General features: G+C 62.6%; 10 protein-coding genes. 6 read left to right on the plus strand and 4 right to left on the minus strand.

From position 1 onward, the window contains the following. Positions 1-203: 203 nt before the first annotated feature. The 4 genes from H8S23_RS03170 to H8S23_RS03185 all read right to left on the minus strand — a co-directional run bounded on the left by H8S23_RS03170 (position 204) and on the right by H8S23_RS03185 (position 6,691). On the minus strand, positions 204-1,445 hold the full coding sequence (locus tag H8S23_RS03170) for a hypothetical protein (protein WP_341479881.1): 1,242 nt from the start codon (positions 1,443-1,445) through the stop codon (positions 204-206). A gap of 720 nt (positions 1,446-2,165) precedes the next feature. Beyond that, positions 2,166-2,987: an HAD family hydrolase gene (locus H8S23_RS03175; protein WP_186886845.1), complete on the minus strand. Its 822-nt coding sequence runs from the start codon at positions 2,985-2,987 to the stop codon at positions 2,166-2,168. A gap of 490 nt (positions 2,988-3,477) precedes the next feature. Further along, the gene (nagA, locus tag H8S23_RS03180; RefSeq protein ID WP_186886846.1) at positions 3,478-4,608 is read right to left on the minus strand and encodes an N-acetylglucosamine-6-phosphate deacetylase; all 1,131 of its coding nucleotides are present in this window, start codon (positions 4,606-4,608) and stop codon (positions 3,478-3,480) included. A 181-nt stretch (positions 4,609-4,789) separates the two neighbouring features. Further along, on the minus strand, positions 4,790-6,691 hold the full coding sequence (locus H8S23_RS03185) for a glycoside hydrolase family 13 protein (protein WP_186886847.1): 1,902 nt from the start codon (positions 6,689-6,691) through the stop codon (positions 4,790-4,792). A 450-nt stretch (positions 6,692-7,141) separates the two neighbouring features. Between H8S23_RS03185 and glgB the strand changes: the two genes are divergently transcribed. The 6 genes from glgB to H8S23_RS03215 all read left to right on the plus strand — a co-directional run bounded on the left by glgB (position 7,142) and on the right by H8S23_RS03215 (position 16,521). Next, entirely contained in the window at positions 7,142-9,109 is a 1,968-nt protein-coding gene (gene glgB / locus H8S23_RS03190; protein WP_423717469.1) for a 1,4-alpha-glucan branching protein GlgB, read from the plus strand. Positions 9,110-9,164: 55 nt separating this feature from the next. Continuing rightward, positions 9,165-10,370, plus strand: coding sequence for a glucose-1-phosphate adenylyltransferase (locus tag H8S23_RS03195; RefSeq protein ID WP_186886849.1), 1,206 nt, complete (start codon positions 9,165-9,167; stop codon positions 10,368-10,370). Between the two features lies 1 nt (position 10,371). After that, on the plus strand, positions 10,372-11,490 hold the full coding sequence (gene glgD, locus H8S23_RS03200; protein ID WP_186886850.1) for a glucose-1-phosphate adenylyltransferase subunit GlgD: 1,119 nt from the start codon (positions 10,372-10,374) through the stop codon (positions 11,488-11,490). A gap of 73 nt (positions 11,491-11,563) precedes the next feature. After that, positions 11,564-12,988 (plus strand): glycogen synthase GlgA, encoded by a 1,425-nt coding sequence (gene glgA, locus H8S23_RS03205; RefSeq protein WP_186886851.1) that lies wholly within the window; start codon positions 11,564-11,566, stop codon positions 12,986-12,988. Positions 12,989-13,223: 235 nt separating this feature from the next. Beyond that, a complete protein-coding gene (locus H8S23_RS03210) occupies positions 13,224-13,934 on the plus strand; it encodes a Crp/Fnr family transcriptional regulator (protein ID WP_186886852.1) in 711 nt (236 codons plus the stop codon). Positions 13,935-14,289: 355 nt separating this feature from the next. After that, positions 14,290-16,521 (plus strand): CehA/McbA family metallohydrolase, encoded by a 2,232-nt coding sequence (locus tag H8S23_RS03215; RefSeq protein ID WP_186886853.1) that lies wholly within the window; start codon positions 14,290-14,292, stop codon positions 16,519-16,521. Positions 16,522-16,569: the final 48 nt, after the last annotated feature.

Consider the following 16,569-nt stretch of genomic DNA (forward strand, 5'->3'; position numbering starts at 1 on the left):
CGGAAAGAGCGGCGAAAAACGGCCGTCCGCGGTGGGAGCGGTGATATCCGTGCTCCCACCGCAGCGCCCAGCGCCGCCGGCGGCAAAAAAAGACCTCCATGGAAAACCCATGGAGGTCTTTTTTATCAACTGAACTCACTTTGCGGTAAGAGAACGGGGCCCCTGGCCAATCCCGCGCGCTGCGCGGCAAGGCCCCCTGCCGCTTAGAGCCAGTTTGCGAAAACGCCGGCGATCAGCACGGAGGAGATCGTGACGGTGGTGAAGCCGCCCACGATCATCTGCGGCAGCATGTTGTCCATCAGATACTGGTTCTCTTCGGGATCGTTGGTCATGGACTTGCAGGCCTCGGTGGTGAGGATCAGGTTCGGCGGGAAGCCGTACAGGGCGGTCAGCGCGGTGGCGAACGCCATATAGGGGCTGACCTTGAGCACCTTGCCCACCAGCAGGCAGACAATGCCCATACCGACGACGCCGATCGCGACGACGACGAGCATCGGTACGATGAGGGAGGCGATATCGGACGGAGAAGCGGTGCGCAGGCCGTTAAAGACGAGCATCATCAGGGCGAACATGACAAAGTTGATGCAGCCGCTCTTTCCCAGATGGTTTTTATCCAAAAAGCCCAGCTCGGTGGCGATAACGCCGAAGATCAGCGCCCAGACCATGCCGCTGATGGTGAAAGTGCCGTACTTGATCGTACCCATATAGAACGCGGCGACAGCCACCAGGGTGACCTTGGCCAGCGAAAGGGCGGTGCCGTAGTACTTCTGCGGCACGGCGGGGATCAGCTTTTTCTTTTCAGGCGCGGTATCCGCCATCTTGCCGGCGGAGGTGTCGACCTCGCCCGCAGAAGCGACCTTGGCGACCTTGCCCGAGCGGTAATCTTTCAGCAGGCGCGCGCCCTCTTTTTTGAGCATGACGGCGGTGATGGGATAACCGGCAAAGCCCTGCACGGAGAGCATGACGGTGGCGAACAGCGCCGCGGCGGTTAGGCCCTTGGCGGCGGCGGCCTCACTCATGATCTGGGTGGCCACGATACCGCCCGTGAGGGGAGGCAGGCCGGCGATCACCAGCGGGCGGTCCACCAGGCCGATCATCGGCAGCAGCATGCAGAGCGCACACATGCCCACCAGGCCGGCCAGGCAGCAGACGATGGTCTTCCACTGCTTTGCAAGATCCCGCAGGCTGATGGTGGTGCCCATGTGGACCACCAGGATGTACGGGCAGATCACACCGATAAAGGTATTGCTCAGGCCGCTGTTGGGGATGAGATCCTGGGGCAGGATGGTCCAGTAGCCCACCAGGAAAAGCGCCGCGATGACGAACATCGACGGGACCCACGCTTTGGTCATCGTGCCCACCAGATCGCCGATCATGTACAAAAACGCACAGATGAAAAAGCAAATGAGCGGACTGGTCTCGATAAACGATTTAACTGCTTCCACTTTATTTCCTCCTCTTTGGGGCCGCGGCGATCGAACCCTGACCCGTGAGCGCCCGTCCGGCTGTCTCACAGACCCGCGTCCGGTCACCGCCGCTCATCTTCGCTTCTAAAAACCGGGCCGCGCGCGGCCGACGCGCTTCCCGTTTTTCCACACCGGCTGAGCCGGTGAAAAAGCCATTTTTCGCCTGCGCTGAAAAAAACGCAGCTCTTTCACACTTCTATGCAGCAAAGCATCGAAGCAATAAATTAATGAAATTATACGGTGCCCCACCCAACATTGCAACTGTTTTTTTGCTTTTGTTCAAATTTTTGTAATATTGCAGTTACAATTTGTCTATTGGTGTAGAAACTTTGGCATATCCGCCGATTGCATTGTGTGCAGAACTTCTTCTTCGCCGGCCCGGGGCGGCTGGTCCCGGGCATTCCCCGGGAAAGCGGCGCGCGGCTGTTTACGGGGGTTTTGAGTGCATATCCAGAGCCTGCGGCACTTTCCGCGGCGCATTTTTCTTCTGCCCTGCCGGTACAAAGGGACCCTGCGGGAAGTGCCCGGACGCCCTGCGCCGGACATCCGCAGGGTCAAGCGAGTGGTTTTCCCTTATCCAAAAAAAACGGGGACCCGCCCAAAGGCCGGTCCCCGCGTCTTTTTATCCGCAGCAGCGCCCGGAAAAGCGCCGCACCGGGCTGCAGGCCCGGCGGCGCTTCCGCCGCTTACTTCCCCCCGCTACAGTCCCAAGCGGTCGAATGCCTCGAGCAGACCGTCTTCCTCCACCGGTCCGACGATAAAATCGGCCGCCTGCCGCAGGGCGGGCCGCGCATTCCCCATGGCGACCCCCACCCCCACGGCGCGGATGAGCGGCACATCGTTGTTGCCGTCCCCCACCGCGGCGGCGCAGGACAGCGGGACGCCGATCTTCTCCAGCAGCCGGGCGGCGGCCCGCGCCTTGTCCACCTGCGCGTGATAAACGTCAAAGCTGCCCCGGCGAAAGCCCACGAACTGAAACCCGGCCAGCGCCGCGGGAAAGCGGTGCCCCTCCGGCACGCCGTGGATCACCGCGCCAAAGGGCAGCCCGGTGAGATGCCGGTCGCGCCCCGGGCAATTTTTCACCCAGCCGTCATAGGGGCCCTCTCCCACCGGGTCCCGCCGCGTCTCCCCCGGCCGGCCCGCCCCGGCGAGATAGTCCTCATAACCCGTGTAGATGCCGTAACCATCCTCAAACGGGAAAGCCAGGATCAGTTTCTCCCGCTCGCAGTAGGCGGTGAGGAGCCGCACCTCCTCCTCAGTGAAACGGTCCTCACTGAGGCGTCTCCCCTCTGCGTCCACCACCTCCGCGCCGTTGGCGCAGATATAATAATCCGCTGCAAACGTGCCCAGCAGCCGCGGCCCCAGCACAAAAGAACTGCGCCCGGTGGCGACGATCACAGCCACCCCTGCGGCGCGGATCTGCTCCACACGGCGCACAATGGCCGGCGAGACGCCGGTCCGCCCCAGCGGCACCAGCGTCCCGTCGATATCCAGCAGCAGCGCCCGGATGGGGGGAGCCATATCCATTCCACCTTTCCTCGTGTTGAAAACGCCGCGCGGCGCAGCCGGCGGCAATGCCCTCTTTCCAAGTCTGCCGCGGCCAAACTTACAGCATCAGCCGCTGTGCAAGAGGTCTTGCTGCTGCCAAACGTCCATGCGGAAGAACCTGCTTTCGAAATTTGCCGCAGGCAAACCCGCAACATCAGCCGCTGTGCAAGAGGTTTTGTCTCTGTCAAACGTCCATGCGGAAGAATCTGCTTTCGAAATTTGACGCAGGCAGACCTGCAGCATCAGCCGCTGTGCGAGAGGTTTCGCCGCTGCCAAATGTCGATGGAGGTCCCTCCGCCAGCGGGGCGTCCATTTCTCCGGCAAGCGCTGCGCAAAAAGTCCTGCTATTTGCTAAGCACCGATACAGGCCCCGCCGACGGCGGCGTTCCCGCCCCTCCTGCAGGGCCTGCCGCCCGCTTTTCCCGTATCGCTCCGGCCCACAGCCCGGGCCGCCGCTGCGCTCCTACTTGATCCGCCGTCCGCCGAGCACCACGGCCTTGAGGTTCAGCCCCTTATCCAGCACCAGCAGGTCTGCGCGCTTGCCCTCCGACAGGCTGCCCACTTCCCCGTACAGCCCCACCGACTTTGCCGGGTTGGCCGTGGCGGCCCGCAGGGCGTCCTCCAGCGGCACCCCGAACGAGATCGCCCGGCGCACGCAGTCGGTCAGGCAGGCGGCGCTGCCCGCGATCGTCCCGTCGGCCAGCGCGGCGCGGCCCTGCTCCACCCGCACCGCCTGTCCGCCCAGCTCATAGCTGCCGTCCGGCATACCGCAGGCGCTCATCGCGTCGCTGACCAGGCAGACCCGCTCCGCGCCAAAGAGCTGAAAAACGGCCCGCACCATGGCCGGGTGGACATGGACGCCGTCTGAGATCAGCTCCACATACGCGGCCAGGTCCGCGGCGGCGCCCACGACGCCCGGCTCCCGGTGGCCAAAGGGCGGCATAGCGTTGAACAGATGGGTGACATGGTCCGCCCCGGCGCGAAAGCCCGCCCGCGCCTGTTCATAGCCGGCCGCCGTGTGGGCCAGCGAGACCCAGCAGCGCCGGGCGGCGTGCTCGATGAACGGCAGTGCGCCCGGCAGCTCCGGCGCTACGTCCACCAGCCGCACATTGCGCCCCGACGCCTCGAACAGCCGGTCAAACAGGCCGATGTCCGGGTCGGCGAGATGTTCTTTCGCCTGGGCGCCCTTTTTTTCCGGCGAGAAGAAAGGCCCTTCCATATTGAGGCCGCGCAGCACCGCCCCGCCCCGGTCGGCCCCCACCAGGGGCCGGACGCTCTCAAAAATGGCGGTCAGCCGCTCTTCTCCCAAGGCCATGCTGGTGCCCAGGAAGCTGGTCACCCCCATCTCCCCCAGATAGGAGGCGATGACGTCCACCGCTTGTGCCGTGCCGTCGCACAGGTCGCTGCCGGCAGCGCCGTGAATGTGGATGTCCACCAGCCCGGGCACGACGTAGCAGCCCGAGGCGTCGAGGACCTCCTCCCCGGTCTCGATACCCGAGGGCGCGATGCGGGCGATCCGGTCCCCGCTGGTGATGAGGTCGTGAGGCTCAAAGAAAAAACCCTGCGTATAAAGGGTCCCGTTTTTGATCTGCATGGAGTTCCTCCCTGTGAAAAGCGGCGCGCGCCGCCTTTGTTTTTGTGTTTCCGCCGCTGCTTTTTGCATCCCGGCCCCGCAGAACGGGCAGCGGGACCGCCGGTCCCGCCCCGGCAAGGCCGCGCAAGCCGCGCCCTATGCCCCGCCGGATGGCGCAGGCCGCGGGCCGGGCGGCGGCCGCTCAGCGCTCCGGCCCCTCCAGCCGCCAGATCTCCGCCTCGTAGGGGCGCAGCTCTTTGGCCGGGCCTCCATAGCTGTTGTAGGCGCAGGCCGCCCCCGCCGGCAGCCGGGGCCGGGGCGCGGCCCCGGGCATCAGGTTGAGCAGAACGGCGTACCGCTCCCCCTCCCCTGTGCGGGTGTAGCAGAACAGGTCGCGGCGGCTGGCATACTGTTGGGCAAAGGCGCCGTAAGCAAAGACCGGGTGCGCCCGGCGCAGCGCGAGCAGCGCTTTATAGGCGTTCAGCACCGAATCCGGGTCCGCCGCCTCGTCCGCCGCGTTCCACCCCGCCTGCCAGTCGTCCGAAAGCCAGATCCAGGGGGTACCGCTGGTAAAACCCGCGCCGGGCGCGTTTTCCCACTGCATCGGGGTGCGGGCATGATCCCGGGTACCCGCCAGCACCTTTTCAAAAGCTGCTTTTGGGCCGGCCTCTTTCTCCAGTGCGCGGCAGAGATTCAGGCTCTCCACGTCCCGCAGCTCCGCGGCGGAGGGGAACGGGATATTGGTCATCCCCAGCTCCTGTCCCTGATAGAGAAAAGGCGTGCCCTTGAGGGTGAGCTGCAGCACAGCCAGCAGCTTTGCCAGCACGGCCCGGTACTCCTGCCCGCGCTCGATCTTGCCCAGCATGCGCGGGTTGTCGTGGTTGTCCCAGAAAATGCTCATGCGGCAGTTGTCCGGCATGCCGGCCATCCACTTGAGATAATATTTCTTCAAGTAGGCAAGGTCGTAATCATAGTCGTCAAACCGCACGTGGCCCGGGGTCTCCAGCTGGTCAAAGTTAAAGACCATATCCAGCGTTTCCCGCTCCTCGGCGGTCAGCTGCTTTGCCATCTCCAGGCCCACGCCCGGCGTCTCGCCCACCATCACCGCCCCATAGGGCGCAAAGGCGTTCTCCCGCAGCTCGTGCAGATACTCGTGCAGGCGCGGGCCGTAAAAATAGTGCTCAATGCCGGTAAAGCCCATCAGCTTCCCCACCGCCTCGCTGCCGTCCGCCAGAGAAGCCTTGGAGATATAGTTGATCACGTCCATCCGGAAACCGTCCACGCCCTTATCCAGCCACCAGCGCACGATCTGCGCCACCTCGGCCCGCAGGGCCGGGTTGTCCCAGTTGAGATCCATCTGCTTTTTGGAGAACAGGTGCAGCGCCCACTGGCCCACCTCGGGATAATAGTTCCAGGCGGGCCCCGAAAAAAAGCTGGTCCAGTTGTTGGGCGGGGCGTCCGGCCCGCCGTCGCGCCAGATATAGTAGTCGTGATACGGGCTCTGCCGGTCCCGGCAGGCCTCCCGGAACCACGGGTGTTCATCAGAGGTGTGGTTCACCACCAGGTCCATGATCAGCTTCATGCCCCGCCGGTGCACCTCCGCCAGCAGCCGCTCCAGATCCTCCATGGTGCCGAACTCGGGGTTGACCGCGCGATAATCGCTGATGTCGTAGCCGTTGTCGTCCATCGGGCTGGCATAGATGGGCGAGAGCCAGAGCGCGGTGATCCCCAGCTCCTGCAGATAGGGCAGTTTTTCCAGGATGCCGGCAAGGTCGCCCACCCCGTCGCCGTCCGCGTCGCGGAAGCTGCGCGGATAGATCTGGTAAAACACATCCTCTTTAAAGGGCGCGCGGCGCACGCCCGGCGCGCCCGTCACCGGGGGCGGGGCGGCGTTGACCAGCGCCAGCAGGGTATCCGCGAACCCCTCGCCCACCAGCCCGCGGCCCAGCCGGCAGGCCCTGCCGATGGTGAGGCGGGACACCAGAGGGTTGGTCACCCATCCCTCGCCCCTGCCCATCTGCAGCAGCAGCTTGTCCAGCACATCGTGGCCCACCGGATGCCGCCAGAGCTCTGCCAGCGTACTTGCGGCGGTAAGTTTTTCCATCTTGCATCCACCTCGGCTTTCCGGCTTTATGATACCACAGCGCAAAAGGGAAACACAAGCGCGGACGCAGGCGAAAAACGGGATCTTGCCCCCATCTGCGGCGAGCCGTCAAGTTTCGCGGTATCTTTTATACAAAATGTGCATAATTATGTTTTGCCCGTCTGTGCGGGCCTGTCCTTTTTCCCGCTGTTTTTCGCCGCGCAGAAACGGACGGGCCCCCTGCCGGCCCGCCGCGCCCTGCCGGCCAAACGCGCGGGAATGGGACAGGTCAGCCTACATTGTTGAAAATCATTTGTACTATTTGCACAAATTGGTGTTTGTCTATTGTAAATTAATTGCCATTTTTGCTTAAAAAGTTCTTGAAAAACCAACTCAATATGGTAGAATATGTATAGCGACAATCGCTTTTACAGATTACCGGCCCTGCGGGGCCCGCTGGGGGGAAGCGTTTTGAAGTACCAGAAAAAAGTGGATTTCGACCTGCCCGTCTATCTCTTCAAACAGGGCACGAATTTTGAGAGCTATGACTTTTTCGGCTCTCATCCCGTGCTGCTGGACGGGGAAAAAGGCGTGCTGTTCCGTGTCTGGGCCCCGAACGCCGAGGCGGTAAGCCTGGTGGGGGATTTCAACGGCTGGGACCCCGGCGCTCTCCCCATGGAGAACGTCAAGGACAGCGGCATCTGGGAATGCTTCACCACCCTGGTGCGGGAATACGATGTGTACAAGTACTGCGTGATCCAAAAGGGCGGCAAAGAGGTCTACAAGGCCGACCCGTATGCCTTTCACGCCGAAACGCGCCCGGGCAACGCCAGCAAGGTCTACGATCTGGAGGGGTACCAGTGGGGGGACCGCGCCTGGGAAAAGGCCGAAGCGAAAAAGGACGTCGTCAACGCGCCCATGAACATCTACGAGCTGCATGCCGGCTCCTGGCGCACCTATCCGGACGGCAACCCCTTTAATTACCGCGATCTGGCAAAAGAGCTGATCCCTTACATAAAAGAGATGGGCTACACCCATGTGGAGCTGATGCCGGTGGCCGAGCACCCGTTCGACGGCAGCTGGGGCTATCAGGTGACCGGGTACTACGCGCCCACCAGCCGCTACGGCTCACCGCACGATTTCATGGCTTTCGTGGACGCCTGCCACCAGAACGGCATCGGCGTGCTGATGGACTGGGTGCCCGCCCACTTCCCGCGGGACGAGTTCGGGCTGTATATGTTCGACGGCACCTGCTGCTATGAGGACCAGGACCCGCTGCGGCGCGAGCACAAGGAATGGGGCACCATGGTCTTTGACTACGGCCGCGGCGAGGTACAGAGCTTTTTGATCTCCAACGCGCTCTACTGGCTGCGCCGGTTCCACATCGACGGGCTGCGGGTGGACGCGGTGGCCAGTATGCTGTATCTGGACTACAACCGCAAAGACGGCGAGTGGCGGCCCAACCGGGACGGCGGCAACGAGAATCTGGAAGCCATCGCCTTTCTGCGCAAGCTGAACAAGGCCGTCTTCGAGCGGGTGCCCGGGGCGCTGATGATCGCCGAGGAGAGCACCGCCTGGCCGATGGTGACCCGCCCCCCGCAGGACGGCGGCCTGGGCTTCAATTTCAAGTGGAACATGGGCTGGATGAACGACGTGCTGCAGTATATGTCCACCGACCCGCTCTTCCGCAAGGGCAACCACGACAAGCTGACTTTCAGCTTTTTCTACGCGTTCAGCGAAAACTTTGTCCTGCCCATCAGCCACGACGAGGTGGTGCACGGCAAGTGCAGCCTGATCAACAAAATGCCCGGCGAATACGACCAGAAGTTTGCCCAGCTGCGCGCCTTTTACGGCTATATGACCGCTCACCCCGGCAAAAAGCTGCTCTTTATGGGGCAGGAGTTCGGCCAGTTCACCGAGTGGAGCGAGGAGCACGGGCTGGACTGGAACCTGCTGGGCTACGACCGCCACCGCCAGCTGCAGGCCTATGTGGCAAAGCTGAACCGCCTGTACCGCGATCTGCCCGTGTTCTGGCAGGCGGACTACAGCTGGGACGGCTTCCAGTGGATCGTGCCGGACGACAACAGCCAGAGCGTGATCATCTTCCGCCGCATGGACCGGGCGGGCAACGAGATCATCGCCGCCTGCAATTTCACCCCCGTCACCCGCGAGGACTACCAGTTCGGCGTGCCGCGTCCCGGCTCCTATAAAGTGCTGCTCTCGTCCGACGACGAGGCCTTTGGCGGCAGCGGCGTCCGGCTGCCGGCGGCCCGCAGCCGCAAGCGCCCGATGCACGGGCTGGACCATTCCATCAGCGTTACCCTGCCCGCTTTCTCCGCCGTTTACTTTTCGGTGCCGGCGGAAAAAAAGGCGGTGAAAAAAGCTCCGGCAAAAAAAGCCGCCCCAAAAAAGGCGGCGAAAAAGACCGTGGACCAATAACGGCCGCCCTGCCCGCAGGGTCTGCCGATATGGATAAAAAAGGGGAGAAACCGACATGAAAGAATGTATCGCCATGCTGCTTGCCGGCGGCCAGGGCTCCCGACTGTACGCCCTGACCCAAAAGCTCGCAAAGCCCGCCGTCCCGTTCGGCGGAAAGTACCGCATCATTGATTTTCCGCTGTCCAACTGTGTCAACTCCGGCATCGACACCGTGGGCATCCTGACCCAGTACCAGCCGCTGGTGCTCAACGAGTACATCGGCAACGGCCAGCCCTGGGACCTGGACCGTCTGTACGGCGGCGTGCACGTGCTGCCGCCGTACCAGAAATCCGGCGGCAGCGACTGGTACAAGGGCACCGCCAACGCCATTTACCAAAACATCAATTTCATCGACCGGTACGACCCCGAGTATGTGCTGATCCTGTCCGGCGACCACATCTACAAGATGGATTATTCCCGCATGCTGGCCTACCACAAAGAGCAGCAGGCGGACTGCACCATCGCCGTGCTGGAGGTGCCCTGGGCCGAGGCCAGCCGTTTCGGCATCATGACCGCCAACGCCGAGGGCGTCATCACCAAGTTTGAAGAAAAACCCAAGGAGCCCAAAAGCAACCTGGCCTCGATGGGCATCTATATCTTCAGCTGGAAAAAGCTGCGCGAGTATCTGGAGCGGGATGAGGCCACGCCGGACAGCGACAACGATTTCGGCAAAAACATCATCCCGGCCATGCTGGGCGAGGGGCAGCGCATGTGCGCCTACCCCTTTGAGGGCTACTGGAAAGACGTGGGCACCATCGACAGCCTGTGGGAGGCCAACATGGACCTGCTCAACCCCAACGTGCCGCTGGACGTCTGGGACGAGAGCTGGAAGATCTATTCCCGCACGGCCGCGCAGCCGCCCCATCACATCACCTCCCAGGCCCATGTGGAAAACTCGATGATCACCGAGGGCTGCGAGGTGGAGGGCGAGGTGGATTTCAGCGTGCTCTTCTCCAACGTCAAGGTCCATCCCGGCGCGGTGGTGCGCGATTCCATCGTCATGCCCGGCTGCGTCATCGAGGAGGGCGCGCAGGTGCACTACGCGATCCTGGCTGAAAACGTGGTCGTCAAAAAGGGCGCCATCGTGGGCGCCCGCCCCGAGCACATGGAGGACCTGGACAAGTGGGGCGTCGCCGTGGTCGGCGACGGCATCACGGTGGGGGCCGGGGCCAAGGTCGGCCCGAAAGCCATGATCTCGGAAGATGTCAAGGAGGTGCTGTGAGATGGTCAACCTGAACGCGATGGGGATCGTGTTCCCCAACATGCATGACTCGGTCATTCCCGAACTGACCGCCCACCGTACCATGGCCAGCGTGCCCTTTGCCAGCCGCTACCGGCTGATCGACTTTGTGCTCTCCGGCATGACGGTGGCGGGTGTGCAGAACATCGGCGTCATCGTGAAAAAGAACTATCAAAGCCTGCTGGACCATCTGGGCAGCGGCCGTGAATGGGACCTGGCCCGCAAGCGCGGCGGCCTGACCATCTTCCCGCCCAGCGGCGACTCCGGCTACGGCTATCACGGGCGCATCGGCGCGCTCAAGGGCATCCTGCCCTACATCGAAAGCGCGAAAGAAAAATACGTGATCCTGGCCGACTGTGACGTGGTCTGCGACCTGGATTATGCCGCCCTGGTGGAGCGTCACGCCGCCAGCGGCGCCGAGGTCACCATCGCCTACACCAAAGAAAAGATGACCCCCGCGCTGGCCAAAAACAACATCTCCCTCTCCCTTGCCCCCTCGGGCCGGGTGCGCGAGCTGCTGATCAACGATCCGCAGACCGGCAAGCGCAACCTGTCGATCGGCATCGTGGTGCTCGGCCGCGAGCAGCTGGTGGAGATCGTGCGCACCGGTTACGCCAAAGGGCTGGTCAAGTTTGAGCAGGACATCCTGGCCAAAAACCTGGACACCATGAAGGTCTACGGCTACGAGTACACCGGCTACCGCAGCCGCATCGCGGATATGTCCAGCTACTTTGACGCCAACATGCAGCTGCTGTACCTTGAAAACCTGAACCGCCTCTTCCCCGAAGAGCGTCCGGTCTACACCAAGGTGCGCGACGAGGCGCCGGTGCGCTACGCGCTGGGCTGCAAGGTCAAAAACAGCACGGTGGCCGACGGCTGCATCATCGAGGGCGAGATCGAAAACTGCGTGATCTTCCGCGGCGTGCATATCGGCAAGGGCGCGGTGGTCAAAAACTGTGTGCTGATGCAGAACACCACCGTGGCGCCGGGCGTGCGGATGGACTATGTCATCACCGACAAGGACGTCTCGATCACCGAGGGCCAGTATCTGGGCGGCACCAAGAGCTTCCAGGTCTTCGTCAAGAAAGGGTCCACCGTCTGAGCCTGCCGCACCGCCGGCGGGAAGCGCGCTGTGCGCCTTTCCCGCCGGCACACCATAAAGGAGGGAAACCCATATGAATATCCTCTACTGTTCCAGCGAGGCGCTGCCCTTTGCCATGAGCGGCGGCCTGGGCGACGTGGCCGGCAGCCTGCCCAAGGCGCTGGTCAAGGCCAAGGTGAACTGCGCGGTGGTGATGCCCCTGTACGGCGACATCAAACCGGAACTGCGCGAAAAGATGACCTACCTCACCAATTTCACGGTGCCGGTGGGCTGGCGCAGCCAGTACTGCGGCGTTTTCACCGCCGAAGCGGGCGGGGTCACCTATTACCTGCTGGACAACGAATACTACTTTAAGCGCAAAGGGCTGTACGGCTTTTATGACGACGGCGAGCGGTTCGCGTTTTTCTCCCGCGCCATTCTCGAAATGCTGGTGCACATCGATTTTGCGCCCGACGTGCTGCACGCAAACGACTGGCAGACCGCGCTGGTCTGCGTCTACCTGAACCTCTATTACCGGCACATCGACAAGTTTGCCCGCATCAAGACGGCTTTCACGATCCACAACATCCAGTATCAGGGCAAATACGGCCTGGAGCTGCTGGAGGATGTGCTCTCCATCGGGCCGGAAAACGCCCATCTGGTGGAATACGACGGCTGCGTCAATTACATGAAAGGCGCCATCGAGTGCGCGGACAAGGTGACCACCGTCTCCCCCACCTATGCCTATGAGATCATGGACCCCTGGTATTCCCATGGGCTGGATGGGCTGCTGCGCGAAAAGGCCTACAAGACCTGCGGCATCCTCAACGGCATCGACACCGTGGTCTACGACCCGGCCGCCGACCCGCTGATCGCCTACCATTTCGACCGCGACACCTTTGAGACCGGCAAAGCCCGCTGCAAGGACGATCTGCGCGAGATCTTCAAGCTGGAAAAGAACGGCGAGCCCATCGTGGGCATGGTGACCCGTCTTGTCAGCCATAAAGGGCTGGATCTGGTGCGCCATGTGGCCGAATACATCGTGCTTTCCGGGCTGCAGTTCGTGATCGTGGGCAACGGCGACTATATGTACGAGAGCTTTTTCAACGAGCTTGCCGCCAAATATCCCGGCCGGGTGGGCGTTTACATCGGCTTCAACCCGGAGCTGGCCCACAAGGTCTACGCGGGGGCCGACATGTTCCTGATGCCCTCCAAATCAGAGCCCTGCGGCCTGGCCCAGATGGTGGCCCTGCGCTACGGCACCATCCCCATCGTGCGGGAGACTGGCGGCCTGAAAGACTCCATCACCGACTCGGGCGACGGCCAGGGCAACGGCTTTACCTTTAAAGGCTACAACGCCCACGACATGCTGGACTCCTGTCTGCGCGCCAAGGCCGGCTACGACTTCCCGCAGGGGTGGAAAACGCTGGTGCGCCGTGCCATGGACTGTGATTTCAGCTGGAAAACCAGCGCCAGCTCCTATATCGGCCTGTACACCGAAATGATCAATCTCTGGTAATTTTTGCCTGCTTTTGCGGCCCGCGCTTCCGGCGCGGGCCGTTTTCCGTGTCCCGCCGCCCCTTTGCCCCCCTGCGCCCGCCTTGCGGGACTTTCCCGTATTTGTTATACTGAAAATCACAAGCGCAAATTTCTTATGATCTTTCGGCCGTCCCGTTCTATCTTTTCCATCAGCCGCCCGCGGCGGCGCGACGGGACGTCCGAACACCTGTTTTACCGCCAAGGGGGGCATGGATATGGATAACCGCGATCTCCGCTTTGTCGACCGCTATCTCCCCGAGCTCTCCCCTCTTTTGCTGGAGCTGGACGAGGGCGTCCTGGACAGGCTTTCGCTCCGGCGGCTGCCCCCCGACACGCTGCTCTATCAGCAGGAGGACTGGGACGAAAGCCCGCTTTACGTGCTGATCTACGGCGTGTGCAAGCTCTTCTGCAATTACGAGAGCCTGCTTTTTCCCATCTACTGCCCGCAGGGCTCTGTCATCGGCACCCTGGAAGCCCTCAGCGAAGATTTTGTGCTGCGCACGGCCAACATGAGCTCTTTCACCGAGGCGGTGCTGCTTTCCATCCCGCGCAGGCTGCTGCAGCGCGAGGTCTATGATCAGAGCCGCGGGCTCTTTTTCTGGCTCATGCGCCGCACGATCCTCAAATATCACCGCAGCGGGCTGCAGTACTTTGTGCGCGGCGACGTCATCCTCAAACTGTGCGGTTATTTCTGCGACGTATTTGCCATGTGCCGCGCGTCCACCTGCGGCGAGGTACACTCCATCCTGATCCGCGATACCCAGACCCGCCTGGCTATCAGCACGGGGGCCAGCGTGCGCTCTGTGGCGCGCTCAGTCAGCCGCATGAAAGAGCTGGGGCTGCTCAACACCCGGCGGGGCGGCTTTGTGATCGACGACGCCCACTATGAAAAAATGCGCAGTTTTATGCGGCAGCAGGGTTTTTAGCGGCGGTGCGGGACGGCACGCCCTGCCTGCTGCGCACAGGTCAAACGGCAAAAACGCAGCGCGCAGGGTGCGCCGCCCGGGGGGAGACAGCCCCCAACAGGGGCGGCGGTCTCCCTGCGCGCTGCGTTCTGTTTTTACGGCGGCCCCGGGCGCGGGGCCGCCGTTTCTCATTTCCGCCTTGCCTGAAAGTGCGCTTCCACCGGCCGCTCCGCTGTGGGGCCGCGGTTGCGCGCTGTAAAAAAAATCCCCCGAACTTTGTCGAAAATGCAGCCGCCCCACTCTGCCATTTGGCATTTTCAATTTCTGCGGATTCTTTTAAGATGAGGGCAAAGACGAATCACAGGAGGGAAAACATATGGATATGGTCTGCACCTTTCAGGACAACACGACCAGGCTGACGGATATCGATACCGAGAGCTGCCAATATCCCGATCTTCTTCTGGGCGGGGACGGCGGACTGTACGCCTGCTGGCAGAGCTATCGCGACAAACACGACCGCATTTTTGCCTGCACGCTGCGGGACGGCGCGCCGTTTGCCCTGCAGCAGGTGTCGGGCGAGGGACAGGCCTTTAAACCGGTACTGTTTGAACTGTGCGGCCGTATTTATGTGGCGTGGAGCGAGTTTTCCGGCGGGCGCTGGAAGCTGCTGGCCCGCGCCTATTCTCCCGACGGGCTGGGCGAGACCGTGGAGATCGGCGAGTCGGCGGGCGTTTTCTTCCCCCGGGCGGCGGTGGACGGCGGGCGCGCTTATCTGGCCTGGACCCAGCAGGAGCAGGGCGAGAGCCGCATCCTGCTGTGCGCCTTTGACGGCGAAACGGCGGGAGAAAAGCACGAGATCTCCCGCGGCGCGCACTGTTACCGCCCCGCCCTTGCGGTGTGGGACGGCGAGCTCTGCTGCGCCTATGACTGTTTTGAAGACGGACAGTATTTCGTCCGGGCGCTGACGGTCGAAAACGGTGTGCCGGGCCGGGAGACGACCCTGTCTGAGGGCACGACCTGGGCCTGTGCGCCGGAGCTTGCGGTGACCTCCTCCGGGTTGACGGCGCTCTGGTATGCCATTGCCCCCCGCGCCGACATCGACTACTGGACCGCAGAGCTCGCCGTAGAGGACGGCGCTCTCCGCTGCAGGGAGGCCTCGCGCCTTGCCCGCATCCGGGACTGGTTCGCCTCTGTGGCGCTGGCCTCCAACGGCAGGCGGGATATCCTGGTCCACTCCAAAAGTTACCACGCCATGGTGGCCCGCAGCCGGCAGGACGGCGGCGCCTGGTCCAATTCGGTCATCGTCTACTGCGACGACCATCTCTGCGCCGGGGTGCGTCCCCGCATCGTCGTCACTCCGGACGATATGGTCTATATCATTTATCAATACGCCAACGGCAACGGCCACCGCGAGCGGTATGCCGACGTGCGGCTGTTCCGCGCCAGTTTTGCCGATATCGCTTCGCGGGACGACGGTTACGTGGACGCGCTGACCAACAATTTCACCCGCCCCATCGAGGCCCAAAAGCAGCTGGAGGCCGTAGACGACGCGGAAAAACGCGCCTGGCTGTCCCGCAACGGCTACCTTGGGCTGGACGTCCTGTTCGGGGATATCCACGGCCAAAGCGACATGTCCGACGGCTCGGGCCAGATCGACCTTTACTACAACTATGCAAGAACGGTCTCCAGGCTGGACTTTACCGCCCTGACCGATCACGACTGCTTTACCGACGTCATCACGGAATCCGAGTGGGAATATATGCGCACCACCTGCAACGAGTTCAACCGGGACGGCGAATTTTCCACCCTGCTCGCCTACGAGTGGACGTCCAACGAGGTGCGGTATGACTTTGGCCACAAAAACGTCTATTACCCGGGCGGGGAGGGCGAGATCTTCCGCGCCTGTGAAAAAGAGGGACTGACGCCGGACCGCCTTTTTGCCAACGTCAAAAAATACGGCGGCATCGCCATCCCCCATCACCCCGCCGCCACCTGGGAGGTGGTGAGCGCCGCGACCGACTGGGATTTTCACGACCCGCAGGTGCAGCGTCTGGCGGAAATTTTTTCGCGGCACGCCCCGTTTGAAAAGAAAGGCACCACCTCGGTCTACACCAAAAACAACCCGCGCCTGGACGGCAAATACGTGCAGGACGCCCTGGCCAAAGGTTACCGGCTGGGCTTTACGGCGGGCAGCGACTCGCATCAGATGGAGCACGGCACCGAGGGCGGCATCGTCGCCGCGTTCGTGCCTGCGCAGCGCCGCGAGGACATCTTTGCCGCCCTGTACGACCGCTTTGTCTACGCCACCACCGGCGCGCGGATCCTGGTCTCGCTGAAGATCAACGGCGCCCGCATGGGCAGCGAGATCAGCGTCTGCGCCGGGGCGCGGCTCAAGGTGGAGATCGACGTGCTGGGCACCCGGGATCTGCGCAGCGTCGAGCTGGTGCAGGACAACCAGGACGTCTTTTCCCCCGCCTGTGAGGGCCGCCGCTGCCGCTGTGAATATGAGCTGGAGCTAACAGAGAGCAGCTGCTTTTATCTGCGCGTCACCCAGCAGGACGAGCACCAGGCCTGGTCCAGCCCCATCTGGGTGGATGTGATCCGGTGAGCCCGTTTTCCCGCGCGCGGTGCGCGCACAACATACATGCAACAGGAT

The sequence above is a fragment of the Anaerofilum hominis genome (genome assembly GCF_014287275.1).
GTDB classification, from domain to species: Bacteria; Bacillota; Clostridia; order Oscillospirales; family Ruminococcaceae; genus Pygmaiobacter; species Pygmaiobacter hominis.